At 70.4% G+C, this 24988-nt stretch carries 19 protein-coding genes and 1 riboswitch; of the genes, 8 read left to right on the top strand and 11 right to left on the bottom strand.

Annotated elements, in window-relative coordinates:
* Window positions 1–18 precede the first annotated feature (18 nt).
* Window positions 19–1611: a restriction endonuclease gene (locus O7629_RS18085; RefSeq protein WP_278170546.1), complete on the bottom strand. Its 1593-nt coding sequence runs from the start codon at window positions 1609–1611 to the stop codon at window positions 19–21.
* 266 nt (window positions 1612–1877) lie between these two features.
* Here O7629_RS18085 and O7629_RS18080 point away from each other — a divergent pair, with 266 nt between their 5' ends.
* Complete coding sequence (locus O7629_RS18080; protein WP_278170544.1) at window positions 1878–3992, top strand: prolyl oligopeptidase family serine peptidase; 2115 nt, start codon at window positions 1878–1880, stop codon at window positions 3990–3992.
* On the opposite strand, the gene O7629_RS18075 is transcribed toward O7629_RS18080, so the two are convergent.
* Window positions 3957–4343: a hypothetical protein gene (locus O7629_RS18075; RefSeq protein ID WP_278170543.1), complete on the bottom strand. Its 387-nt coding sequence runs from the start codon at window positions 4341–4343 to the stop codon at window positions 3957–3959. The genes O7629_RS18080 and O7629_RS18075 overlap by 36 nt on opposite strands.
* Before the next feature lie 135 nt (window positions 4344–4478).
* On the opposite strand from O7629_RS18075, the gene O7629_RS18070 reads away from it, so the two are divergent.
* Both O7629_RS18070 and O7629_RS18065 read left to right on the top strand, forming a co-directional pair.
* Complete coding sequence (locus O7629_RS18070) at window positions 4479–5237, top strand: serine protease (protein WP_278170542.1); 759 nt, start codon at window positions 4479–4481, stop codon at window positions 5235–5237.
* A 600-nt stretch (window positions 5238–5837) separates the two neighbouring features.
* Window positions 5838–7082 (top strand): hypothetical protein, encoded by a 1245-nt coding sequence (locus O7629_RS18065; protein ID WP_278170540.1) that lies wholly within the window; start codon window positions 5838–5840, stop codon window positions 7080–7082.
* Window positions 7083–7195: 113 nt separating this feature from the next.
* Here the strand turns inward: O7629_RS18065 and O7629_RS18060 are convergent, their stop codons facing one another.
* Window positions 7196–7612 (bottom strand): hypothetical protein, encoded by a 417-nt coding sequence (locus O7629_RS18060; RefSeq protein ID WP_278170539.1) that lies wholly within the window; start codon window positions 7610–7612, stop codon window positions 7196–7198.
* A 177-nt stretch (window positions 7613–7789) separates the two neighbouring features.
* Window positions 7790–8227 carry a hypothetical protein gene (locus tag O7629_RS18055; RefSeq protein WP_278170536.1) on the bottom strand — a complete coding sequence of 146 codons (438 nt, stop codon included), beginning with the start codon at window positions 8225–8227 and terminating at the stop codon, window positions 7790–7792.
* A 244-nt stretch (window positions 8228–8471) separates the two neighbouring features.
* On the opposite strand from O7629_RS18055, the gene O7629_RS18050 reads away from it, so the two are divergent.
* Window positions 8472–11210, top strand: a complete 2739-nt coding sequence (locus tag O7629_RS18050) for a cellulose binding domain-containing protein (protein WP_278170534.1) — start codon at window positions 8472–8474, stop codon at window positions 11208–11210.
* 81 nt (window positions 11211–11291) lie between these two features.
* Here O7629_RS18050 and O7629_RS18045 read toward each other — a convergent pair whose 3' ends face one another.
* Window positions 11292–11687, bottom strand: coding sequence for a hypothetical protein (locus O7629_RS18045; RefSeq protein ID WP_278170532.1), 396 nt, complete (start codon window positions 11685–11687; stop codon window positions 11292–11294).
* A 432-nt stretch (window positions 11688–12119) separates the two neighbouring features.
* On the opposite strand from O7629_RS18045, the gene O7629_RS18040 reads away from it, so the two are divergent.
* A complete protein-coding gene (locus O7629_RS18040; protein WP_278170530.1) occupies window positions 12120–12479 on the top strand; it encodes an STAS domain-containing protein in 360 nt (119 codons plus the stop codon).
* Between the two features lie 127 nt (window positions 12480–12606).
* Window positions 12607–13527 carry a serine/threonine-protein kinase gene (locus O7629_RS18035; RefSeq protein WP_278174577.1) on the top strand — a complete coding sequence of 307 codons (921 nt, stop codon included), beginning with the start codon at window positions 12607–12609 and terminating at the stop codon, window positions 13525–13527.
* 170 nt (window positions 13528–13697) lie between these two features.
* Here O7629_RS18035 and O7629_RS18030 read toward each other — a convergent pair whose 3' ends face one another.
* From O7629_RS18030 to O7629_RS18010, 5 genes are all read right to left on the bottom strand, one after another.
* Window positions 13698–16655 carry a glycosyl hydrolase gene (locus tag O7629_RS18030; RefSeq protein WP_278170528.1) on the bottom strand — a complete coding sequence of 986 codons (2958 nt, stop codon included), beginning with the start codon at window positions 16653–16655 and terminating at the stop codon, window positions 13698–13700.
* Window positions 16656–17139: 484 nt separating this feature from the next.
* Window positions 17140–18276, bottom strand: a complete 1137-nt coding sequence (locus O7629_RS18025) for a hypothetical protein (RefSeq protein ID WP_278170526.1) — start codon at window positions 18274–18276, stop codon at window positions 17140–17142.
* A gap of 4 nt (window positions 18277–18280) precedes the next feature.
* A riboswitch (cyclic di-AMP (ydaO/yuaA leader) is annotated at window positions 18281–18411 on the bottom strand.
* 168 nt (window positions 18412–18579) lie between these two features.
* A complete protein-coding gene (locus tag O7629_RS18020) occupies window positions 18580–19488 on the bottom strand; it encodes a cation diffusion facilitator family transporter (RefSeq protein WP_278170524.1) in 909 nt (302 codons plus the stop codon).
* A gap of 45 nt (window positions 19489–19533) precedes the next feature.
* On the bottom strand, window positions 19534–21678 hold the full coding sequence (locus O7629_RS18015; RefSeq protein WP_278170522.1) for an AAA family ATPase: 2145 nt from the start codon (window positions 21676–21678) through the stop codon (window positions 19534–19536).
* Window positions 21679–21885: 207 nt separating this feature from the next.
* The gene (locus O7629_RS18010) at window positions 21886–22758 is read right to left on the bottom strand and encodes an alpha/beta hydrolase (protein ID WP_278174576.1); all 873 of its coding nucleotides are present in this window, start codon (window positions 22756–22758) and stop codon (window positions 21886–21888) included.
* Between the two features lie 166 nt (window positions 22759–22924).
* Between O7629_RS18010 and O7629_RS18005 the strand changes: the two genes are divergently transcribed.
* Window positions 22925–23584: a carbonic anhydrase gene (locus tag O7629_RS18005; protein ID WP_278170520.1), complete on the top strand. Its 660-nt coding sequence runs from the start codon at window positions 22925–22927 to the stop codon at window positions 23582–23584.
* Between the two features lie 97 nt (window positions 23585–23681).
* On the opposite strand, the gene O7629_RS18000 is transcribed toward O7629_RS18005, so the two are convergent.
* Entirely contained in the window at window positions 23682–24011 is a 330-nt protein-coding gene (locus tag O7629_RS18000; RefSeq protein ID WP_278170518.1) for a hypothetical protein, read from the bottom strand.
* Between the two features lie 393 nt (window positions 24012–24404).
* Here O7629_RS18000 and O7629_RS17995 point away from each other — a divergent pair, with 393 nt between their 5' ends.
* Window positions 24405–24896 carry a DUF3145 domain-containing protein gene (locus tag O7629_RS17995; RefSeq protein WP_123602869.1) on the top strand — a complete coding sequence of 164 codons (492 nt, stop codon included), beginning with the start codon at window positions 24405–24407 and terminating at the stop codon, window positions 24894–24896.
* The last annotated feature ends 92 nt before the right edge of the window (window positions 24897–24988 follow it).

Here is a 24988-nt window from a genome sequence, read left to right as displayed (position 1 = left end):
ACCCGCGACGGTCGCGGTTCAGGCCCGGCGGTCGATGCGGGCCTTGACCCCGCCGGTCTCGGCGAGCATGTGCAGCAGCGCCGAGCCGTCGATCAGCTCCAACGGCTTTCCGGAAGCGAAGTCGAAGGCCGCCGAGGTGTAGCCGGCGGTGGTCACCAGGATGCCGTTCGAGGCGTTCTCCGCCTGGACGACGCCGAACAGGTCACGGACCGCCGACACGTCCATGGTGCCGCCGCCGCGCCGAGCCAGCACGACGACCGTGCCGCCGAACAACGGGCGGGGATCGTGCGCCATGCACTCCACCGTGCCGTCGGCCGTCGTGCGCACCTGGCGCATCTGCAGCCCGAGCTTGGTGAACAGGTCGGCGATCAGCTGCTCGAACTGGTCAGCCGGTATGGTCAGCAGGTCCGGTCGCTGGTCCAGGTCGGCGAGGACGTCGATCTCGTCGGCGAACCGCTTGTCGACCTGGTCGAAATCGACGACGGCAGGCACCGACGCCAGATCCACCGGATGGGCGGAGATCCGTGCGCCGAGCCGGCGCAGGCAGGCGGCCGGGTCGACGTTGGCCAGGTTGATCGCGACGAACTCGTCCCGGGTGGTACGCAGACTGACCAGGCAGGGCCGGGCCGGTCGGCCGGTGGCCGGGTCGATCCGTTCGACGATGCCGTTGATACAGACGGTCTCCAGCAGCCTGGTACGGTCCGCCTCGTACAGCTCGTGCACCGTACGCAGGGTGATCTGGGTGATGAGGTCGGCGTACCGATCGGCGATTTCGGTCGCCGACCGGCCGACCGCCGTCACCTCGTCGTCGGCCGGCTGGTAACGGTATTCCCGGATCCGGGGGACGACCTCCACCGCCGGCAGGTGGTACTCGACCACCAACTGACGGGACTCGGGCAGGTAGGCCAGCCGGTAACGCTGCGGAAAGTCGTCCGGGTAGACGGAATTTCCGAGCACCAGTCCGAAGTACTCGACGACGGCCTTCGGGTCGGCGGCGGCGAAGACGGCGGAGAACCGGTCGATCGCCGCGTTGTGCGCGGCGATCTTGGCGGCCAGCTTCTCGCACTGCTGACGGTACTTCTCCTCGGCTGCGGCCAGCCGGCGGCGCCGCTGCGCCTCCGCCGCCTCGTGTTTCGCGGTGGCCTGCTCGAACACCTGTCGCGCCTCGGCGACCTGCTGCTGGTGGCGGACCTCGCCGCCGAACATCCGGCCCAGACCGGCCGGCTCCGGCGGGGCGAAATCGGACCACTGCGGTGCGGCCAGCGGTACGGCGAGGTCACCGGGGTCGAACGGCGGTGGAGTGCTGCTGCGCTTGAGCCGTTCGAGGTCGATGTGGTCGTCGACGGCCAGGGTGTCGGCGAGCAGCTCCTCCAGCTCGGCCACCCGCGACCGCAGGTTCGCGTTGGCCGCCGCGACCTTCGCCGCACGGGCCTCGGTGTAGAGACGCTTGCGTTGGCGTTCGTCCTCGGCGGCGGCCTGCTCGGCGGCCTGCCGGGCGTTCTCCGCCTCCCAGACCATCTGCTGATGCTGACGGTACGCGAAGGCCTGGGCCCGGTGCTGGGCGTGCACCTGCTGGGCATGTGCCCGCTGCGCCTCCTGCATGCTGCTCATCTGTCAGCCCCGATCGTCGCCGGTCCACTCCCGCCCCAACCGTCCGCGCCACCCGGCCCGGACGGATCACCGGTCGCACGTCTGCACGTTGGACGTGCGTCAATCTTGTCCGACCGTCACGGTAGCGTCCAGTGTCCAGCTTCCGGCGGCGACGTTCGCGGCCGGCCTTGGGACGGCACCCTCTGCTGGGCGGTGCGGTACGACGAGTTTGCCTATCCTGGTGCGTACCCCCGCAGAGCGGGCCGGGGGCGGGGGAGGACAGACGGATGGTGATGGACGGCCGGGTGTCGCACGGCGGCGATCCGTACCTCTGGTTGGAGGAGGTGCTCGGTGACGCTGCCCTGGACTGGGTCCGCGACCGCAACGCGGAGACCACCGCCGGCTGGACCGCCGAGCCGGGGTTCACCCAGCTGCGGGACCAGATCAAGCAGGTGCTCGACTCCGCCGACAAGATCCCCGACCCGACCTGGCGCGGGGACCACCTCTACAACTTCTGGCAGGACGCCGGACATCCCCGGGGAGTGTGGCGGCGGGCCACCCTCGACGAGTTCCGTCGGCCGCAGCCGAGCTGGGAGATCCTGCTCGACCTCGACGAACTCGCCCGGGTCGAAGGGGAGAACTGGGTCTGGAAGGGTGCCCACGTGCTGCGGCCCGGGTACGACCGGTGCCTGGTGGTGCTGTCCCGGGGCGGATCGGACGCCGCGGTGGTCCGCGAGTTCGACCTGACCACCCGCGACTTCGTGCCCGATGGTTTCATCGTCGCGGAGGCGAAGAGCACCGTCTGCTGGATCGACCGCGACCACATCTACGTGGGCACCGACTTCGGGCCCGGCACCGTCACCAACTCCGGCTATCCGCGGACCATCCGGCGCTGGCAGCGCGGCACCGCACTGGCTGACGCCCCGCTGGCGTTCGCCGGCGAGGTCGACGACGTCACCGTCTACGTGGTGCACGACCCGACCGCCGGCTACGAGCGCGACCTGGCGGTACGGCGTACCGAGTTCTTCCGTAACCGGACCTACCTGCTGCGGCCCGACGGCGGTTGGGGCCTGGTCGACGTGCCCTCGGACGCCGAGATCGACCTGCACCGGCAGTGGCTGCTGATCGAGCTGCGCAGCGACTGGCTGGCCGGTGACGTCACCTACCCGGCCGGCGCGGTGCTGGTCACCCCGGTCGACGAGTTGCTGGCCGGCAAACGGGAGTTGACCACGATCTTCGAGCCGACCGAGCGCTCCGCCTACAGCTACCACGCCTGGACCCGCAACCATCTGCTGCTGGTCACCCTGACCGACGTCCGTAGCGAGATCACCGTACTGACCCCCGGCGATGACGGCTGGCGGCGGCGCACGCTGCCCGAAGCCGGCGGATTCGACCACACCGACGTGGCCGACACCGAGCCGGACCGGGGTGACGAGTTCCTGCTGCACACCGCCGGGTTCATCCGGCCACCGACGCTGCTGCACGGCACCGTCGACGGCCCGACGCGGCCGGTCAAGACCGGTCCGGCCTTCTTCGACGCCGAACAGATGACCGTCCGGCAGTTCTTCGCCGTCTCCGCCGACGGCACCGAGGTGCCGTACTTCCTGGTCACACCGGGCGAGACCAGCCCGCCCGGACCGGCGGCCGGGCTCACCCTGATGACCGGGTACGGGGGTTTCGAGATCGCCTGGACTCCGACCTACAGCGGCGTCGTCGGTGCCGGCTGGCTGGCCCGGGGCGGCAGCTTCGTGGTCGCCAACATCCGGGGCGGCGGTGAGTACGGACCGCGCTGGCACACCGCCGCCCTGCGGGAGAACCGGCTCCGCGCGTACGAGGACTTCGCCGCCGTCGCCACCGACCTGGTCGCCCGTGGACTGTCCAGTCCGGACCGGCTCGGCGCCTACGGCGGCAGCAACGGCGGGCTGCTGATGGGCGTGATGTTGACCCGCTGCCCGGAGCTGTTCGGCGCGGTCGTCGGGCAGGTGCCGCTGCTGGACATGCGCCGGTATCACAAGCTGCTGGCTGGAGCCTCCTGGATGGCCGAGTACGGTGACCCCGACGATCCGGCGGACTGGGCGTTTCTGCGGGAGTACTCGCCGTACCAGAACATCCGACGGGGTACGGCGTACCCGCCGTCGCTCTTTCTCACCTCGACCCGCGACGACCGGGTCCATCCCGGTCATGCCCGCAAGATGGTCGCCCGGCTGCGCGAGTACGGCCACGACGTCACCTACCACGAGAACGTCGAGGGTGGGCATTCCGCAGCCGCGGACAATGCGCAGCAGGCGTTCAAATGGGCACTGCTGCTGGAGTTCGTCCGGCGGACCCTGACCGGTGAGCGCCGGGCGGACGGTGACCGGGCGGCGTCAGACCCGATCGGGGGACTGCTCGGTAACAGGTAGGAAGACGGTGACCACCGCCATGCAGGACGCCCAGACGACGAGCAGCACGGTCAACTGACCGCTGGTGATCCGGCCGGGACACAGCAGGTGCGCGGAGGTTTCGACCACTATGCCGGTGCCGATGATCGCGGCGAGAGCCGGCCACGGCTTCGTCCAGCCCCAGAGCAGGACCGCGCTCAGCGCGACGGCGAGCAGTCCGATCCCGATCGCCGGGAAGTTCGCCTCGGAAACGCCGTGCACGGTGACCTCGGCGCGGGGGGTCACCAGCCGCAGCGGCTCGAGCGTGAGTCCTTCCAACAGCCGGCACCCCATCACCCGGTAATAGGGCAGGACCGGTATCCCCAGAAGCATTGAAGTATCGTGGTTTGTCGATAGTGTTCGCATCGGGTACCCAGCAGCGCCTGTCTGACAAGGCCGAACAACCTGTTCTATCGCCGCGCCGCCCATCAGTCGGCGCGTACCCCCTGACGATGAGGACACTGCACGATGAAGGCACTCCCGCTCCTGTCCCGGATGCTGCTGGCCACCGGGCTCGCCGCCGCCAGCCTCGCGATGCCGGCCACCACGGCGCAGGCCGCGCCGCCGTCCAGCACCGCCGACGAGATCGGCACCCTGGTGGTGAACGGCCGTCCGGCCACCGAGAACTACCCGTTCATGGTCTACACGTCCGGCTGCACCGGTTCGCTGATCAAGTCGAACTGGGTGGTCACCGCCCGGCACTGCCCGACCCCGATCTCGGTACGGGTGGGCAGCGTCAACCGGACCAGTGGCGGCACGGTGGTCCGGGTGATCCGCGCGGTCAACCACCCGCGGATCGACGTCAAACTGATGCAGCTGGCCAACTCGGTGAGCTACGCCCCGGCACCGATCCCGACCACCTCCGGTGCGGTCGGCACCGCCACCCGGATCATCGGCTGGGGCCAGACCTGCGCTCCCCGTGGCTGCGGCTCGGCCCCGACCATCGCCCACGAGTTGGACACTTCGATCGTGGCGGACAGTCGGTGTCTCGGCATCGATGCCGGCTATGAGATCTGTACCAACAACACCAACGGAAACGCCGGTGCCTGCTACGGCGACTCCGGTGGTCCGCAGGTCCGGATGGTCTCCGGCCGGTGGTACCTGATCGGGGCCACCAGCCGTGCCGGCAACAACAACTCCACCTGCGCCACCGGTCCGTCGATCTACGGCGATCTGCCGTCGATCCGCTCCTGGATCAACACCCAGGTCGGTGGCTTGCCTGCCTGACCCGTGCCAGCCTGATTCCCTGCCCGTCTCGTGCGCCGCACCGGTCAGCCGGTGCGGCGCACCCCTGCGATCGCCCTGTGGTGCCTCTGCTCATGGCCCCCGGTCACCCGTCGTCGCCACCGGGCCGCCCGCCGCCTGCCGGATCCGCCCGGCGGGTGGATTTTCTCACTGCGGGATCGGCTCGACCCGGCGCGATTCCACTGAGTTCCCAGGTGGTCGCTTGCGGTACGTGATCCGTCTTGTTGGTCGAACGAGGTGAATACGGCCCGTGCCCGCTGGGCGGCTCTGAGCTGCCGAAACAAGATTTTTGAGCCGATGTTGAACCCGGCCCATTGACCGAAAGTATGATGTCGGCGGGTTGAGGGACGCCCGCCAATTTTCCACTAACCGTGAGACACCCCGGATACGGGATCGGGCTGCTTGACAGCCCAGAGAACCCACTTTTAGCGTGGCTTCTCGTAAACGTGGTGCGAACTCGTTCCGGCAATGGAAGTGGGCGTTTGAAGGCACCCGTTTGACCAGCTAGCAGAACACGGCTGCCCCACCGGACGACGCCTGTCAACCGCGCCGCCCTCGACGAGAAGGAGTAGGTAACCCCCCATGTACAGGTCGGCACAACGGCGCAGTTCGACCCCGCGTGGCCGAAACCAGCGCACTGTCAGTGGCCGCAACAAACGCATCATCGCTGTCCTCGGCACGGTCACGGTGTTCGCGGGCATCGTCGCGGTCACCCAGGTCTCCTCCGCCAACGACCAGCTGCGTACCGCCACGGAATGTGTCGCGCCTAGCCCTGGTTCCACGGCTGAAGGCGGCGTGACCACCACCGTGACCCGGGAGAACGGTCGCGAGGTGCGGCACCACTGGGGTGACGGACAGACCACGCTCGAGGAGTGCGAGAGCGGCGGGACCGTCGTCGCGGCCCCGACCATCGAGTGCCCGTCCGTAGCGGACAAACTGCCGGAGGTTCCCGCTGCGGCGCGTACCGAGGTGGAGCGCAACCTCGGCCTGCTGGAGAAGCAGATCGAAGAGGCCAACAACCGGCTCGCCAACAGTGTCGGCGAGGGCGGGCCGAACTTCATCAACAACGCCATCCTCGGCCCGCTGGCCAGTAAGCGGGTCGCCACCCTGGACCGGATCGCGATCGCCATCGGCCGGGTCGCGCCGCGTCCGCGTGGGCTCGACGAGTTGGCCACCTGCGAGCTCGTCAACCGCCCCGGCAACAACGACGGTGGCGGGAACAACGACGGCGGCGGCAACAACGGCGGCAACGACGGTGGCGGGAACAACGACGGCGGAAACGGGCTGGAGATCCTGGCCAACAGCTGTGACGACAGCAATCTGGACGACCACGACGGCTTCCAGGTCGGCAACCGCTGTGTCGACACGCAGTTCGGTGAGGTCGGCGCGGCCGCCAACAACCCGTCGCTGCTGATCACCGAGTTCCCGGACGAGGTCGGCGTGGAAGAGCCGTTCACCATCCGGGTCAGCACCCGTAACCTGGTTCGGGACCGATTCCTCCCGGCGGCTCAGGGTGGCTACTACGTCGAGAGCTCGCTGCTCAACGAGCAGGGCCTGACCCGCGGTCACTTCCACACCGCGTGTCGGATGCTGGACTCGACCGAGGTCGCGCCCGACCCGGCTCCGGCTCCGGAGTTCTTCGTGGCGACCGAGGACGGCGGTGGCGGTCGCGAGCCGGACCAGGTCACCATCCAGGTCTCGGGCATGCCGCAGTCCGGTACCGCGCAGTGCTCGGTCTGGGCCGGTGACGGTTCGCACCGGCTGCCGATGTCGGAGCGGGCCAACCAGACCCCGGCCTTCGACTCGGTCCGGATCACCGTGAACTGACCAGCGCTCTAGCGCAACGATCACCACAGCTGCGGGCCCGGACTCGAACGAGTCCGGGCCCGCAGCCGTTCCGGTCGTACGACGGTTCTGGGCTGATCAACAGAACCGGCCGGTCAGGAGAGGATCGCCAGGTGGAAGCCGCGGTCGGCCAGCACTCCGGCGCTGGTGAAGGTCTGGATGAACACCCCGTTGGGGATGCCGGCCCGACCCACGACGGTGATCTCACCCGGGGCCGACGCGCCGACGCTGCCGGACAGGCCGATGCTGCCGACGTAGGCCGACCCGGTCAGGTTGTGGCTGAAGACCACCTGGTAGGTGCCGGTGGCGAGACGGGTCGCGGAGACCGCGCCGAAGCCACGGGCCAGGGTGCCGTTCGCGTTGACGACCGCGAAGAAGCTCTGGGCGGTCGGCGGCATTCCGGACGTGGTGGCGGGGACCAGCGCGATACTGGCCTGCTCCCGTTCTGTCTTGGACACCGGCGGCTGTTCGGTGATGCCGGCGTCGCGTTCCGCGCTGAATGACTCGGACATGGTGAAACTCCTCGCAGATTGGCATTCCGCGGCGTGGACGCGAGATGCCGAAAAGGGATGGAACCGGTGCCGTCCGCTGGGCCCGAGCAGAACGGCAAGTGACTTGAAGTTTATGTTTGACAGCGGAGAGTAACTAGAGCCCGGTGATGTCCAATCGAGGACAGGGCGCGGCTCCGGTCAGCCGGACCGCCCGGGGCCTGCGGCGAGCCGCCGGTCGAGCAGGGTGGCGAGTGGGATGGACTCGCCGTCGCGACCGCCGGCACCGATCACCAGCCGTGGCTCCATGGGGGAGACGCGTGCGCCGGTCAATCTGGACCGCAGGTCGGCTGGGACGGTCAACAGGTAAAGGTTTCCGTCGGTACCGACGGCCAGGGTGCGGTCCGATTTCAGGTACCAGCCGTGCAGCCCGGTCCGGTACCGGCCCCGGCCGTGGTGTGGCTGGGCGGACAGGTGCTGCGCGGCGATTCCGTGACGCCGGGCGGTCGCGACGAAATCGGCGAGCAGATCCGCGGCCTGCTGGGCCTCGTCGGCCCGACGGCGCTGCTGGTCGGCCGCATGGGCGGCGATTGCCTGCCGGCGCTGCCGCGCCCAGTCCTGCTGGTCCCGTTGCCCCACCCGACCAGCCTACTGTCGACGCCGCCGTCCGGTGCGCTCGTACCGTCGCCGCGCACCGTCGGACGAGGTTGGTGGTGCGGGGTTTCTTTGTTGGCCAACCAAACTATTGACACCTCGTCGCGGTGTGTGTGAACGTCTGGACATCGGCCGGTTGCGGGAGTCGGCAAGCCGGAAGTGGGGCCTGGGCACCCCCGGCAAACCCGACGCAGGATTCGTCTGCCTGTGCAGAGAGGAAGCCCGTTACATGCGCAGAACCCTTGCCGGCTCACTCGCGGCGGTGGTGCTCGCCGGCGTCGCGGCCGTCGCCACCCAGGTGATGGTCGATGGAGCCGCCTCGCCCGCCCGCGCCGTCGCCGCTGACCCGTACTCCTGGCGCAACGTCCGGATCGACGGCGGCGGCTTCGTGCCGGGCATCGTCTTCAACGAGACCGAACCTGACCTCATCTACGCCCGGACCGACATCGGCGGGGCCTACCGCTGGAACCAGGCCGACCAGTCGTGGACCCCGCTGCTGGACTGGGTGGGCTGGGACCGCTGGGGCTGGAACGGTGTGCTCAGCCTGGCCACCGACCCGGTGCAGACCGACCGGGTGTACGCGGCGGTCGGCATGTACACCAACGACTGGGACCCGAACAACGGCGCGATCTTGCGCTCCACCGACAGGGGCGACACCTGGCAGGCGACCGAGTTGCCATTCAAGGTCGGCGGCAACATGCCCGGCCGGGGCATGGGGGAGCGGCTGGCAGTCGACCCGAACGACAACCGCGTCGTCTACTTCGGCGCCGAGAACGGCAACGGCCTGTGGCGCAGCACCGACCACGGCCAGACCTGGGCCGAGGTGACCAGCTTCCCGAACCCCGGCAACTGGGCCGAGGATCCGGCCGACCCGAACGGGTACCTCGACCATCAGCCGGGGGTGGTCTGGGTGACCTTCGACGAGTCGACGGGCAGCGTCGGCAGCCGTACGCCGCACATCTACGTCGGGGTGGCGGACCTGCAGAACACGGTCTACCGCAGCACCGACGCCGGGGTGACCTGGCAGCGGCTCGCCGGTCAGCCGACCGGCTTCATCGCCCACCAGGGCAAGATCGACCATGCGACCGGCACCCTCTACATCGCCACCAGCGACAACGGCGGGCCGTACGCCGGCGACCACGGCGACGTCTGGAAGTACGCCACCGCGACCGGCGAGTGGACCCGGATCAGCCCGACGCCGTCGGACGACACCGCGAACAACTGGTACGGCTACTCCGGGTTGAGCGTGGACCGGAGCAACCCGGGCACGGTGATGGTGACCGGCTACAGCTCGTGGTGGCCGGACACGTTCATCTACCGCAGCACCGACGGCGGCGCTTCCTGGACGTCGTTCTACGACATCACCTACCCGAACCGAACCAACCACTACACCATGGACATCAGCGACTCGCCGTGGCTGTCCTGGGGGGCCAACCCGCAGCCGCCGGAGGTCACCCCGAAGCTCGGCTGGATGACCGAGGCCCTGGCGATCGACCCGCACGACCCGGACCGGTTCATGTACGGCACCGGTGCCACCATCTACGGCTCCACCAACCTCACCGCGCTGGACGACGGCGGCACGGTCGCCATCCGTACCATGGTCGAGGGCCTGGAGGAGACCGCGGTGCTCGACCTGGTCAGCCCGCCGACCGGCGACGCCTTCCTGATCTCCGGGCTCGGCGACATCGGTGGCTTCCGGCACACCGACCCGGACACCGTGCCGGCCATGATGCATGACCAGCCCAACCTCTCCGGAAACACCAGCATCGACTACGCCGAGCTGAACCCGCAGCAGATGGTCCGGGTCGGCAACGGCGACTCCGGTGTCAGCCACATCGCCTACTCGTACAGCTCCGGGGCCAACTGGTACGCCGGCAGCGAGCCTGCTGGCGTCACCTCCGGCGGTACGGTCGCCGTCGCGGCCGACGGTGGCGCGGTGGTGTGGAGCCCGGGCGGGGTCGGCGTGCACCATGCGACCAGCTTCGGCGGCGGGTTCAGCCCGTCCACCGGGGTGCCGGCCGGGGCACGGGTGGAGGCCGACCGGGTCGACGGCGAGACGTTCTACGCCTACGCGGACGGGCAGTTCTACGTGAGCACCGACGGGGGTCGCAGCTTCGTCGTTTCGGCGGCCACCGGTCTGCCGGCCGAGCAGGGCCGGTTCGCCACGGTCGCCGGCCACGAAGGTCACATCTGGCTGGCCGGCGACTCCGGCCTGTTCCGTTCCACCGACTCCGGTGCCACGTTCAGCCGGGTGGCCGGCGTCACCGCTGGCCGCAACGTCGGGTTCGGCAAGGCCGCACCCGGGGCCGGTTACCACGCCGTCTTCCTGGTCGGCACGATCGACGGGGTCACCGGGGTGTTCCGCTCCGACGACACCGGTGCCAGCTGGGTGCGGATCAACGACGACCAGCATCAGTACGGCAACATGGGCGACGCGATCACCGGCGATCCCCGGGTGTACGGCCGGGTGTACCTCGGCACCAACGGCCGCGGCATTCTGATGGCGGACCGGCTCGGTGCGCCGCCGTCACCGACGGTCGGCCCGACCCCGTCCGGCAGCCCGTCGGCCAGTCCGAGCCCGTCGGTGAGTCCCTCGGTGAGTCCGAGTCCGTCGGTGAGTCCGAGTGGCAGCCCCACCCCCGGTCCGACCACCCCGCCGCCGGGCGGATGCACGGCGGTCTACCAGGTGGTCGGCTCCTGGCAGGGCGGCTTCCAGGGTGAGGTTCGGGTGACCAACACCGGCAGCGCCGGGATCACCGGCTGGACGGTGACCTGGACTTTCCCTGACGGTCAGCGGATCACCCAGCTCTGGGGTGGGCAGCACGCGCAGAGCGGTGACGATGTCACGGTCCGAAACGTCTCGTGGAACGGTGACCTCGGTCCCGGGGGCAGCACCACACTGGGTTTCCTGGCCGACTGGACAGCTGGTAACGGAGTTCCAGCGGGCGTGAGCTGCGCAGCGGACTGAGCCGGGTGGCGGGTTCATGGCCCGGGGCGGCGTCGACCTCGGTCGACGCCGCCCCGGCGGTCGTGCTGCGGTCGGTGCCGATCACCGCCGCGGGGTACTGCCGGTCGGCTCGTCCACGTCGACGAACTCGATCCGCGCCTCGTCGGACCGCTCGCCGGGCCGGAGCACCGACCGGGTCATCGCCCCGGCCAGCCAGCCGAGGGCCACCCCGGCCGCCGCCGCACCGGCGAGCAACGCCCACGGCATGGCCCGACGACGGCCAGCGAGCGCGTCGACGGCCGCTCGCGCCCGGTGCCGCGCCTCCGCGCTGGCCGGGCCCATCCGTGATCCGGTCTCGGTGGCGAGGTTCGAGGTGTGCCGGCGGGCCAGGCGAGCGGCGTCGCCGGCGGAGTCGACCGCCGAGACCAGATGCGCCCAGGCCTGGTCGGTGACGCGTTGCGGCTTGCGGCGGCGTTCCATCAGGTTGGTCGCGAACATGCTGCTACCTCCTCCAGCGCCACGGCTGCCGGTAGCGCCCGGCGGCCGTGGCGCGCTGCGGTTGCCTCCACGTGCCCAGCCCTGGTCGACGGCAAACCCCCTCGTCGTCGCGCCGTTACGGCTGTCTTCTGTCGTACCGGGCCGCTACTGTTGGGACGACAGCCGGCGCGGAGCCGGAGGCCGGTGGGGCACCGGAGGTTCGTGGTTGGCACCCAGGCGCCCCAAGCCTCTACGAATCGTGCCCCGGGTGTCCGTGCCGTAGCTCAGCGCGCAGGGGGCTATGATGCGGGATGTCTGATTGTTAGCGATTATTGTGCCCGTCGGATGCGGATCCGGCCCGGCGAAAGCTGGCGGTGAAGCCCGCACCGGAATACTCTCGGTCGCGGCCCGCGTACTGACGAGACGCCCGGATGGGCGAGTGGAGGTGCTCGCGTGAGCCTGTCGGTTGTCACATCGACGCTGCCTGGTGCAGTGGTCGAGATTTCACCACAGGGTGAGATCGACGTGGATACCGCGCATGAGGTGCGTGAAGCGGTGCAGGCGGTGCTGACCAACGGCCGTCCGACCCGGATCCAGCTGAACATGCGGCTGGTGACGTTCATCGACTCGGTGGGCATCAGCGCGATGGTTGCCGGTTTCCAGGCGGCCGAGGTGAGCGGCATCAAGCTGGTGGTGACCGAGCCGAGCCGGTTCGTGCACCGTCAGTTGTGGGTGACCGGGCTGCTCGGTCTGTTCGGCGCGCCTGAGCCGTATGTCGGCGACAGCGCCGAGCGCGAGGTGCCGCTCTCCTGACCTCGCGGCGGTCGGTGGCGTCCGGCCGCAGCTCGAACGGCTGATTAGGGCCGTGTTAACACCCGGCGGTAGATCTTGTCGGTAGCGCTGTCCTGCCGGAAAATGGTCCATCGTGACATGGTTGCTGGTGGGTACCACCATTCTCCGGCGCTATGTCCTTCTTCGTCCGATCGGTCGCGGTGGGGTGTCGCTCGTCTACCAGGCGATCGACGTCGACTCGGCCCGACCGTTCGCGATCAAGTTGCTGGCACCGGCCGCCGCCGACGACCGACGCGCCAGGGACGACATCCGCCGGGAGGCGTCGATCACCCAGCGGTTGCGGCATCCGAGTGTGCCCCGCGTCTACGACGTCGGCGAACTGCCGCTACCCGGGGGCGGCACGTCGTCGTACGTCGTCATGGAGCTGATCTGCGGCGAGTCGCTGGCTGACCGGCTGACCGGCGGTCCGTTGCCGTGGCCGACCGCGGTGCGCACGGCGGGCACCGCCGCAGACGTGCTGGCGGTGGCCCACCGGCGGGGTGTGGTGCACCGGGACCTCACCGCCGGCAACGTGATGTTGACCCGGTCCGGTGCCAAGATCATTGATTTCGGGCTGGCTCGGTTGGCGGGCCCGCCGGCGGCCGGCCGGCCGCCGGGGACGGTGGCCGGCTCCGGTCGACCGGGCGACGACGTCTACTCCCTCGGCGTCTTGCTCTACCACATGCTGACCGGGCGGTTGCCGTACCCGGGGATCAGCCCGGGGTCGCCGGTGACCGGTGTGCGGACAGGGGCCCTGGCTCCCACCCCGGTGCTGGCGGTCGCCGGGTTGCCGCGTCCCGTGGCCGATCTCTGCCGGGCCTGCATGAGCAAGCGTCCGGAGAACCGACCGACCAGCGTCGAGGCGGCGTTCGCGCTCTGGGACCTGCTCGGCGACAGCGGCGTCGGCGTCGACAGCGGCAGCGGCAGCGGCGTCGGCATCGGCCCACACAGCGGGATCGGCCCACACAGCGGGATCGGCCCACACAGCGGGATCGGCGTTGCCAGGGCGAGTCACGACGTTCTGCCCTGAATCAAGAATTATCGGTCATTCTGGGGGATTGTGCAATATGTAGCAGATGTCCGGGAAGTGGCTCCGCCGTCGCGGCACGTCCGGCATCGTCAACGGCGAGGACCCTTTCCCGGCGCCGCGCGTCGGGAAAGGGTTTCCTCCTTCGGTACCGGTCGGAGGTGCCGGTCGGATCAGCCGATCCGGAACGGCACCCGCAGGGTTGACCGACCGGCGTCGGCGCTCGCCGCGTCGACCCGAACCGTGGTCGGTGCGTTACCGATCGCGTTCCACAACTCCAGCCGGACGCACCCGTTGCTCATCGCCCGGAACTCACCCGAGGCGGATTTCAGTCCGGCGCTCTGCCGGTAGGACTCCGTGCCGGGCACCGGGTCGGTGGCGAAGTAGTGGTAGGTCTCCGTACGGCCGTAGCTGCCGGAGCCGGTGAAGTCGTACGACACCCGGGCCTGGATGCCCGCACCGACCGAGGTGCCTGCGTCCACCTGGAGGTCGAACGTGCTGGCCGCCGACCGGTACGCACCGGTCAACCCGCAGGCCCGGAAGGTGACCGGATTGTGCGGCGTACCGTCGTGGTTCGCCCCGCCGGCCGACGGCACCGTGACCGTCGTCGCGTTCGTTCCGGCGGTGTTGCTCAGCACCCCGGCGGACCGCAGATGGAACAGGTCCGTGGTGACCGGCGGGGTGGTCGGATCCGGCGTGGGCGAGGTCGGCGGCGTTGGGGACAGGCTCGGTGACGGGTTGGGGGTGGTCGGGGCGCCGGTGGCGTTGCCGCCGCTCCAGGTATGCGCCCCGGTGGTGGCGGTCCGGCCGGCCGGCACGGTCATCCGGGTGCCGTCGGAGAAGGTGACCGTGACCGGCGATGCGGTGATGTTGCTCGCCACATAGGTGCGGGCACCGTTGCGGTTGAACACCGCGTACAGGGCAGTGTTCGCGGTGACGCCGGTGTCGACCCGGCCCAACGCTGCCAGGTTGCGTACCCAGTGGAAGGTGTGCGCCCGGCTCTCGCCCTCCTCGACCGGGTAGTTGGGGTTCGCCCGCAGGTTGGCCAGGGCGCCGTTGGCGTCGCCGAGCGCCTGGAACGACCAGAGGATGTCCTGCCAGACCGTCGGCGGGCCGCCGTTGTTGGTGACCAGCGCGTTCCAGTTGGTGGCGATGTAGTCCGGCCGGTAGCCGAGATAGAGCGAACCGCCGGTGACCGGCAGCATGTTGATGCCCTGGATCATCTCCGGCTCGGCGCTGAACCAGGTGGCGTACGCCCCGCCGTCGCCCCAGACCATCCCGACCGACCGGTGGCCGAAGGAGGCCGGGAAGTTGGTGTCCGAGGAGTCGAACCAGTATTCCTGGATGGCCGCCGACTGGGTGGTGTAGATGTACAGCCCGGCGTCGCGGATCGCGGTGTTGCCGGTGGCCAGGCCCCACTGGATCAGGGCGTTGGCGAAGTTCATTCCCTCCGAGGACGACTCCTGGTTGTTGCCGGCGAAGAACGCTCCGTGTCCGGCGGCCCAGTCATGGCCGGCGTAGATGTCGAAGTCGCGCAGGAACGGGAACATCGGGTCGTTGCGGTCCCAGCTGTTGGCGTCGCGGATCAGCAGGTTGACCATTCCGCCGTACTGGCTGGTCGCCGCCCAGGTGGGGTCGAACTTGGCCAGCGTCGCGGCGGCGGCGATGTAGTAGCCGTAGTGGAAGTGGTGGTCGTTGAGATCGGTGTCGGAGCCGTACGAGGCGGGGTAGCCGACCAGAGTGCCCCAGGCCTGGTCGTAGAAGAACACCCGTTGGGTCTTGCCGGGGCTGGCGGTGAACCAGTCGGTCAGCCGGTTCCGGATCGCGGTGAGCAGGTGGTCGCGCTGGGCGGTGCGGCCGAGCTGGTCGGCGATCTCGGCCAGCCGGGCGGCCCGGCCGAGCGCCTTGCCGGTCCAGTAGGTGTCGTTGTCGAAGCCGGCGAGCGGGTCGCCGGACGCGGCCTGGTCCAGGTGCGCGGTGAGCGTGGCGAGGTCGGCACCGACGCTGGTGGCCACCGCCGGGACCTCCGGCAGTACGCCGTGGAAGCGCATCGCGGTCCGGAACGATGTCGCGCCGATCAGGTTGCGCATCGGGCCCCGGGCCGACACGTAGGTCTCGGCGATCGGGCTGCCGCCGTCGAGGTGCTTCCACTGGTGGGGATAGAGGGAGACGACCGTGCCGGTGACGGAGCCCTCCCGGGCCGTGGTGGTGAAGCTGTAGGTGGCGTCGACCGTGCTGCTGGCCTGATCGTAGCTCCAGCTGACCCGGGTGCCGGTGACGTGCGCGTGGGCGTACCGGCCGTAGCTGTCCATCAGGGCGGTGCGCCGCGCGGCGCTGGTGCCGGCGCCGGTCGGCAGCAGCGCGACGGAGAAGTAGCCGCGGCCGGCGAGGGTGGAGCTGATGGTGGTCCCGTTGACGGTCCAGGTCGCGCCGCTGGGGGCGTAGGCGACGTAGTCGTGGCCGCGCATGGAGAAGCCGACCCGGGTGCCGCCGTGGTGCCAGACCGTCGGGGTGCCGGGAAACGACAGTTCCGCGTTGCCGCCGGTGACCTGGGCGTACACGAACGGCAGACCGTGGCCGACGGTCGCGCGCAGGGTACGGGCCCCGTCGGACCAGTACGGGCTGACCGTCCAGTCGGTCCAGCCGTCGACCTTGACGTCCGGGGCGTTGAGTCCGGCGACGCCGAGGGTGAACTCCCGGGTGTACGGGTAGTGGTATTCGCCGACGCCGGTCGACGTGCCGGAGATCGCCGCCTCGGTGGTGTAGGAGACGCCGAGTCCGCCGGCGGTCGGCTGGAACGACATCGGGTGGGCGTGCAGCGGGTCGGAGTAGGCGCAGTTGTACCGCTTGAACAGCAGCGACGACCACCAGTCGTTGGTCGGCACCGCGCCGGCTGGGGCGTTGCCCGTGACGTACTGCCGGGGGTTGGCGGAGATGTTGCCGCAGGCGGTCGGGGCGGCCGCGCCCGCCGGGCGGGTGGTGGTGTAGCTGCCGGCGCCGACGGTGGCGGCGTCGGCGGTGCGCAGTACGCCGAAGATCAGTCCGGTGGCGGCCAGCGCCGTCACGGTGGTGGCTGCCAGGATCCGGCGCGGCGTACGACCTGTTCGCGCGCCACGGATCGACAGGTTCATGGTGCCTCCGGGTTGGGTCGGGCGCAGTCCACGATCGCGAAAAATTTCACGCCCATTAATGAGTTATTGCCAGGAGGTCATCAGACATACGGGCTCCTGTCAATATCCCGACATGAAGTTTCGTTCATCCGGTACGGGGTCGTCGCGGTCTGTTGACAGCCGTGCCGCTGCTGCTATATATCTAACTGTGAGAGCGCTCTCTCGGCCTCGCGGGCGGCAATGTGCCCAGCGTGAGCCGGGTGTGACTGCGTGGTGGTAGAGCGCTCTCGTGTGGATGCCGGTGGCCGTCGGTCGATATGCCGATCGGTCTTTCGGTGCTGCCCGAGGCTCCTGCACATCTATTATCGATGCTGACAGGAATCGTCCTCCGGGAATGCGCTACGGCGATTCGGGGGATCACCGTCGAGCCGGCGGGGGCGTCGGTTCATAGCAGTACGGGGGCGGACGGCCACCGACGTGGCCGTCCGCCCCCGTACGCGCGACGTCAGTACACCGACAGGTGCACGTGGTTGGTGTGGTCGCTGGACGGGTCGCCGCCTGCGCCGCTGTACGTCTTCCAGCCGCTGCTGGGCAGCCAGATCCGCTTGTACCAGATCACATAGAGCACGCCGAGCCGGTCGGCGTTGTTGATGTAGTAGTTCGCGAGGTTGTCGCCATAGCTCTTGTCGCCGCCGGTCGCCACTCCACCGAAGCCGTTGGGCTGGGCGGCGAAGTCACACGCCCGGCCCTTGGGGTGCTCGCCGGAGCTGCCGTTGCGGAAGCAGGACACGTAGCGGGTGAAGCCGGCAGCCTTCGCCTGGTTCAGGGCGTGCAGCGTACGCGGCGTGATGCAGCCGGAGGTGGTGGGGTCGTCGACGTTGCACGACTCGGCCGGCCAGGAGCCGTTGGCGTTGCGTGGGGCCGGGGTCGCCGACGCGCTGGACGACCCGGATCCCGACGAGCCGGAGCCGGAGGATCCTGAGCCGGAGGATCCGCTGGCGGCGGCCCGCTCGGCCTCCTCCGCCGCCTGCTGCCTCGCCCGTTCCTCCGCCTCCTTCTCGGCGGCGACCGCGACGGCCAGGGCCCGCTCCGCCTGGTTCCGGCGCTGGTCCATGATGGTGACCTGCTTCTGCTGCTCCCGGATCTCATGCTCGATCGCAGCCTTGGACCTGGTCACCTGGTCACGGGTGCGGTACAGCTCGCGGAGCTGCTTCTCCTCGTTGGCGGTCACCGCGCTCAGCGCCGCCGCCCGGTCGATGAACCCTTCCGGCGAGGTGCTGTTGAGCAGCGCGGAGACCGGGCCGAGCCGGCCGTTGCGGTACGCGCGGTCGACGATGTGCCCGACGTTCCTGTTCCGTTGCTCCAGCTCAGCACCGACCGTGTCGAGCTGCTCGGACAGCTTCTTCTGCCGGTCCTTCGAATGGTTGAGCGCCGCCTTGGCGTCGATCCAGCCCTTCGAGGCCGCATCGAGCTCCTTGCGCAGGCTGTCGGTGCCGCCCTCGTCGTCGACCCGGTCGGGTCGGTTCGTGGGCAGGGCGGCTCCGGCCGGCGAGCCGATCGGGGTGCCGGTGACGGCCATCAGGGCGGCGGTCAACGCCGCCAACAACGCGAATCGGGTTTTCCTGTGGACTGTGCGTGACACTGTGCGTTCCTTCCGTCAGCCGCCGACCGGGTTAGCTGACGGGTTCGGGACGGAAGATCCCTACCGCGTGACGCGGATGCACCCCAGGTACGTGGTTCCCCGGCTCGCCGTACGGCGATTAGGCGACGGCCTCCGCGGGCGCCGGAGGGGCGCCGCCCGAGCGGAGACCGGGGCCGAGACTACCGGTTCCCCGGGTTGCCGTCCCGGTATCGATAGCCATGTTATGTCTGGAAAAATCAGAAATATACGTATATCGTAGCTGTCAACGTCGCGGTAAGGTCACGAAACTTAAGCATCTGCTAATCACCAGTCGGCCGGTCCACAGGAGTCGGCGGGGGCCAGCGGCTCGATCTGCAGCGTCGCGTGCTCGATACCGAACTCGTCGTGCAGGGCCGTCCGGGCGTCCCGCAGCACCGTGCCGATATCGGCTGACGGGGTCACGGCCAGGTGTGCCGAGGCCACCTCCATGCCCGGGGTGAGCGTCCAGACGTGGAGGTCGTGCACGTCGCAGACGCCCGGCACGGTGGCCAGCCGGCTGCGGACCCGGGCGACCTCCACATGCTCCGGCGCCGCCTGCACCAGGATGCGCAGCGCGGCCCGGGCCAGCCGCCAGGTGCGCGGCAGGATGAACACCCCGACACCGACGGCGACCAGCGGGTCGGCGTACCACCAGCCGGTGGTGGCGATCACCGTGGCGGCCACCAGCACTCCCACCGAGCCGAGCAGGTCGCCGAGTACCTCCAGGTAGGCGCCCCGTACGTTGAGGCTCTCCCTGGCCCCCTGGCGCAGCAGGGCGAAGGCGACGATGTTGGCGAGCAGTCCGGCGACCGCCACCACCAGCATCGGGCCGACCGTCACCGGCTCCGGATCGGCGAACCGGCGGGCCGCCTCAACCAGGACGTAGAGCGCGACCCCGGCGAGCAGTACGGCGTTCGCCAGCGCGGCCAGCACCTCGAGGCGGTAGAGGCCGAAGGTGCGCTGCGGCTCCCCGGTCGGTCGCCGGGTCGCGGCTATCGCCGCGAGCGCCATGCCGATGCCGAGTACGTCGGTGAACATGTGCCCGGCGTCGGACAGCAGTGCCAGGGAGCCGGTGGCCAGCGCGGTGACCGCCTCGACGACCATGAAGCCCGCCAGCAGGGCGAAGGCGGCCCAGAGACGCCCGTAGTGTCGCTGGCCGGTGCTCCCGGCGCCGTGATCGTGTCCGACTCCCACGCCTGCCACCCTCCGTCGCCCGGCGTCTCGTCAGTAGACTAATGCTCACATAGCAATATGTGCAATCGACTCCGGGTCGAGGTCGATGGTGACCAGCCGCTGCGTCGCCCGGGAGAGCGCGACGTAGAGGGTGCGCACCCCGGCCTCGGACTCGGCACGGATCTCCTCGCCGGCCACCAGCACCACCGCGTCGTACTCCATGCCCTTCGCCTGCAGGCTCGACACCACCTGCAGCCGAGAGGTCGCCAGCTCGCCGAGCCAGCCGGCGACCTCGTCCCGCCGGGCCACCGCGGCGATGACGCCGACCGTCCCCTCCACTGCGGCCAGCATCTCGGCGGTCGCGGTACGGACGGCAGCCGGCAGCACCGCCGCAGCTATCCGGTCCCGGCGTGGCGCCACCCCGGTCGATCGGACCGCCGTCGGCAACGGGGCGTCCGGAGCGACCTCGCGGATCACCTCGGCGGCCAGTTCGAAGATCTCCGCCGGGTTGCGGTAGTTCGTGGTCAGCTGGAATTCCCGCCGCGGCCGCCGCCCCAACGCCCGGTCCCGGGCCTGGGCGAGCTCGGCCGGATCCCCGGTCCACGCGGTCTGCGCCGGATCCCCGACCACCGTCCAGGAGGCGAGTCGGCCCCGGCGCCCGATCATCCGCCACTGCATCGGCGACACGTCCTGCGCCTCGTCGACCACCACGTGGGCGTACTCCCGGTAGTCGGCCGGCCGCTCCCGGGCGGCGGCCCGGGCCGCCCGGTCCCGATCGGCGAAGGTCGTCACCTCACGCACCCCGCCGGTCACCTGGAACGGATCCCGGTGCCGGCGGCGGGGCTGCGGTGGCCGGCCGAGCAGTTCGTCCAACTCGTCCAGCAGCGCCACGTCCGCGATCGTCGGCCCGTTGTCCGCCAGGCCACCGAACGCGTCGGCGAGCACCGTGATCTCGGCCGGGTCGAGCACTCCCCGCGCGTACCGACGCAGCCGGTCCGGCCGGGCCAGCCAGCCCAGCACGTGTCGCGGCAGCAGGCGGGGCCACCAGGCCCGCAGGAAGTCCCGGAAATCGTCCCGGTCCGACAACTCGTCCTCGAACTCGGCCTGTCCGGGCAGCCGGGCCGGGGCCACCAACTGCCGGGCCTGCGCCCACAACGCCTCGAACAACCCGTCGATACCGGCCCGCCGGACCTCGTTGCGCCGCGCCCCCCGGGGCAGCGCGCGGGCCCGGATGCCGTCCAGTTCCGGGCCGCGTAGCCGCAGCAACTGCCCCCGGTAGAGCAGCCGTAGCTCGGTCGGCCCGTCCGGTACCGCGTCACGTACCGCCCGTTCCAGCACCCGCCGCATCCGTAGCGACCCCTTCAGCACGGCGACCGACGCTGGATCCGTCCGGGTCGCCGACACTCCCGGCGGCAGCGACCCCAACGACCTCAGGGTGGCGCTCTCCTCACCCAGGGCCGGCAGCACAGCGGCGATGTACTCGACGAAGACACCGGTCGGGCCGACGACCAGGATGCCGCCGCCGGCGAACCGGCTCCGGTCCGAATAGAGCAGGTACGCCGCCCGGTGCAGCGCGACCGCGGTCTTGCCGGTGCCGGGGCCGCCCGAGACGATCGTCACCCCGGCGGCGGGCGACCGGATCGCCTGGTCCTGCTCCTGCTGGATGGTGGCCACGATGTCGCGCATCCCACGTCCCTTGGCCCGGGCCAGGGTGGCCAGCAGCGCACCGTCGCCGACCACCCGCATCCCGGCCGGCGCGGCCGCCGGATCGAGCAGGTCGTCGGAGACACCGGTGACCCGCTCGCCCCGGGACTGGATGGTTCGCCGCCGCACCACGCCCCGCGGTCGGGCCGGCGTCGCCTGGTAGAACGCGGCGGCAGCCGGGGCACGCCAGTCGATCAGCAGCGGCTCGGCCCGCTCGCCGCGCACCCCGAGCCGACCCACGTACAGCACCGCGCCGTCGCGTAGATCGAGCCGGCCGAACACCAGCCCTTCGTGCTCGGCGTCGAGCAGATGCCGCCGCCGGGCCGCGTGGAAGACCATCGCGTCGCGCTCCACCAGGGCGCCGACGTTGCCCACCCGGGCAAGGCGGTAGCCGTCCCGCTCGGCGCGTACCGCGTCCTGGCGTAGCTGCGCCAACCGGGCGTACACCCGGTCGACGTGCCGCTGCTCGGCGGCGATCTCCTGGTCCAACGTGGTGGCGTCGGTCAACGCTGCGGCTCCTGGGCGAGGGCGGGCCGGCCGGGGTAGGGCGGCCGGTCCGCCGGCGGACGGTCACGGCGCCGGGTGGCGACGGCAGAGCGTGGTGACCCCGTCACGTGATCGGACCCGGCAGCCTTACGACGTTACCGTCCGCGCGCCAGCCCGGCGCTGGCTCCCAGGGCACCCGACGACCGCGTTCGCCCTGCCGAGCCTGTTTCAGCGCGCCGCCCTGCCGAGCACCTCGACGAGGGCGGCCGTCACCCGGTCCGGTCGTTCCAGCATCAGCATGTGTCCGGCCCCGTGGCAGACCGTCAGGTCGGTTCCGGGCAACGCGTCGACGATCGATTCGGCACAGATCGGCGGCGTCAGCCGGTCGCGATCTCCCACCAGCACCGCCGCTGGGACCTCGTCGAGCGCCGCCAGCGTGCGGAGCCGGCGTTGCGCGCCGATCGAAGCACGGTAGCCGCCGATCGCCCGTAGCGTCGTCCGACCGACGGCGGTGGTCGCCAGTTCGAGGTCCTGCGGGTCGCAGGTGTCGCCGAACAGCAGCCACCGCAGGGTCGGCCGCAGCGGCTGCAGCAGACCCGGATGCGGTCGCCAGGCGCCACACCTGGCCAGCACGCCGGCTCCGGCCACCTCGCAGAGCCGGACCAGCCGGGCGACCGGGGGTGCCAGCCCGTACGCGGTATGGGTGTGTCCCTCCGCCGTGGTGGCCACGAACGCCAGGCCGGCGACCCGGGCGGCGAAATCCACCGGGTGCCGGTGCGCGTACTCCATGATCGCCATGCCACCCATCGAATGCCCGGCCAGGACCACCGGGCCGGCGGCGTCCACCTGGCGCAACACTGCGGCGAGGTCGTCGCCCAACTGCCCGAGAGTCATCGTGGCCAGCCCGGCGGCCGTGGACCGGCCATGACCGCGGGCGTCGTAGGTGACCACCCGGACCCGCTGTCCGGACGTCCCGGCCAGCTCACCGACCTGACGGTGCCAGGTGTGCTGGTCGAGCGTCCAGCCGTGCAACAGGACGAGGGTCAGTTCCGCAGCGCGCGGGCCGCTCGACCGCCCGCGCAGCACCGCTCCGTCCGGCAGCCGGACGCTGAACTCCTGATGCCTGCCCACCGTCGTCACCTCCGCCCATGTCGCTGGCGGTCCCGGCTCGGACGTACGTACCCCGGTAGGCCGGATCTGGAACCAGCACGGTGAGAAGACTCGCAACTGCCTTCCCGACCGGCCAGTAGCACGCCACGCTGCAACCATGTCGTCACCGTCGTTCCCGATGCCGGATTCCCGGGCACCGCGTCCGTCCGGCCCGCCACCACCCGATCACCCCGGCCCGGCCGAGGCGCTGGCCGAGCTGCTGGCCGGTAACCAGCGCTTCGTCACCGGACGACCACGGCACGGTCACGACGTGTCGGCGGCTGCGGCCAGCGCGGCGCTCGGCGAGCAGTATCCGATCGCGTTCGTGCTCGGCTGCATCGACTCGCGGGTGCCGCTGGAGGCGATCTTCGACCAGAACTTCGGCTCGATCTGCGTCGGGCGGTCCGGCGCCCAGGTGCTGGACCAGGCGATCGTCGGGTCGATCGAGTTTGCCGTCGGCGCGTTGGGTGTGCCGTTGGTCATCGTGCTCGGACACGAGCGGTGCGGGGCGGTGGCGTCGACGATCAGCGCGCAACGCACCGGCAGCCGCCCGGCCGGCAGCATCGGGTACCTGGTGGAGCAGATCGCTCCGGCGGTGACCGAGGTCGGTGTCGGGCACCCGGATGTGCAGCCCCTCGCGGTACGGGCCCATGTGCGGCGGACCGTGCAGCGGCTGCGGCAGGTGGAGTTGCTCGCCGCGGCGCTCGCGGACGGGCGGATCGACGTCACCGGCGGGGTCTACGACCTCGGAAACGGTCAGGTGGAACTGCTCAACTGAGCAGTCGCCAACACCAGCGACGGAAACGGCCCCGCCGGGCGTGTCGCCCGGCGGGGCCGTCCAAGGTCCGGGTCGTCGCCGACCCGTCAGATCATGCTCAGGCCTCGAAGACCCCGGCCTCGACGAGCCGCTTCTCGGTCAGCTCCCAGCCGTGACCCGGGTGGGCGGCCGCCAGTGCGTTGATCTCCAACCGGATCTTCGCGGCGTGGCCGGCACCGGCGAGCGACCGGATCTCCTCCACGAACGCGTCCGAGTCGGTACGCAGGTGAGCGGTCTTCCCGTTGGTGAGGTTGCGGACATAGGCGTGCTTGCCGCCGTTGAGCGGGATCAGGTACTTGAACTCGCCGAGGACGCTCAGGGCACCACCCTGACCGGCCTGGCCGGCGCGGACTGACGCGCGCGCGGTCTTGGAGGTGTTGCTCGCCACGGGGGGACTCCCTTGCAGGACTGACGGTACGGACAGGACTGGTGGTACTGGCAAGACTGGTGGTACTGGCAAAACTGGCGGTACGGCGGATCACACGAACGGGTCCGCCGGGTGTCGGGCATACGCCGACCTCATCTTACCGGACGGCTGGCCGCAGACCGGCTGGCCACCTCGCTCTCGGCCCCGGTTTCCGGCCGGCCAGCAGGGACAACGACGCACCCGTGGCTGTCATTCCCAGCGGCGGAGCGGACCCGACGAGCCGGGCGGCGACAATTTCCGCGACCAGTTTGCCGATTCACTGGCGCACCACCCGTCACAACAGTCATCATTGGTCACACCGCCCGGTGGTCGAGGTCGTAGGGGAAGACGCACCTCGCTCTCCGGGAGGTCACCGTGCCAACGCGTGGCGTCGTATACGTCCACTCGACCCCGCTCGCCGTGTGCCCTCACGTCGAATGGGCGATATCGCGCGTCCTCGTCGCGCCGGTAAACCTGCACTGGACCGCTCAGCCGCTCGATCCGAACGGCCGGCGTGCCGAGTGCAGTTGGACCGGCCGGGCGGGGACCGGGGCCGAGCTGGCCGCTGCCCTACGGCAGTGGCCGATGACCCGTTTCGAAGTCACCGAGGAACCCAGCCCGGGCGCCGACGGGGAGCGGTTCATGCATGTACCCGGTCGCGGCCTGTTCCGGGCCACCATCGGGGCGGCCGGGGACATCCAGCTCGGCGAGGACCGGATCCGGGCGATCATCGCGGCGTCGCCGGCTCCCGAAGCGATCGCGCACGCCCTCGACAAGGCGATGGGCACCGCCTGGGACACCGAACTCGAGCCGTACCGGCACGCCGGTGAAGGAGCGCCGGTGACCTTGCTCACCCGGGTGGGCTGATCCGGTCACCGGGTGAGCAGACCCGGCCGGGTGAGCCGGGCACGGAACCTACCCCAGCCGGGCACGGGTTGCCGCCGCGACCGTAGCCTGAT

The sequence above is a fragment of the Solwaraspora sp. WMMD792 genome, from assembly GCF_029626105.1.
GTDB lineage: Bacteria > Actinomycetota > Actinomycetes > Mycobacteriales > Micromonosporaceae > Micromonospora_E.
This window is presented reverse-complemented; position numbering and strand designations above follow the sequence as displayed.

Coding starts and splice junctions, on each gene's coding strand:
- O7629_RS18085 (WP_278170546.1), bottom strand. CDS start 1,611: ATGAGCAGCATGCAGGAGGCGCAGCGGGCACATGCCCAGCAGGTGCAC.
- O7629_RS18080 (WP_278170544.1), top strand. CDS start 1,878: ATGGTGATGGACGGCCGGGTGTCGCACGGCGGCGATCCGTACCTCTGG.
- O7629_RS18075 (WP_278170543.1), bottom strand. CDS start 4,343: ATGCTTCTGGGGATACCGGTCCTGCCCTATTACCGGGTGATGGGGTGC.
- O7629_RS18070 (WP_278170542.1), top strand. CDS start 4,479: ATGAAGGCACTCCCGCTCCTGTCCCGGATGCTGCTGGCCACCGGGCTC.
- O7629_RS18065 (WP_278170540.1), top strand. CDS start 5,838: ATGTACAGGTCGGCACAACGGCGCAGTTCGACCCCGCGTGGCCGAAAC.
- O7629_RS18060 (WP_278170539.1), bottom strand. CDS start 7,612: ATGTCCGAGTCATTCAGCGCGGAACGCGACGCCGGCATCACCGAACAG.
- O7629_RS18050 (WP_278170534.1), top strand. CDS start 8,472: ATGCGCAGAACCCTTGCCGGCTCACTCGCGGCGGTGGTGCTCGCCGGC.
- O7629_RS18045 (WP_278170532.1), bottom strand. CDS start 11,687: ATGTTCGCGACCAACCTGATGGAACGCCGCCGCAAGCCGCAACGCGTC.
- O7629_RS18030 (WP_278170528.1), bottom strand. CDS start 16,655: ATGAACCTGTCGATCCGTGGCGCGCGAACAGGTCGTACGCCGCGCCGG.
- O7629_RS18005 (WP_278170520.1), top strand. CDS start 22,925: ATGTCGTCACCGTCGTTCCCGATGCCGGATTCCCGGGCACCGCGTCCG.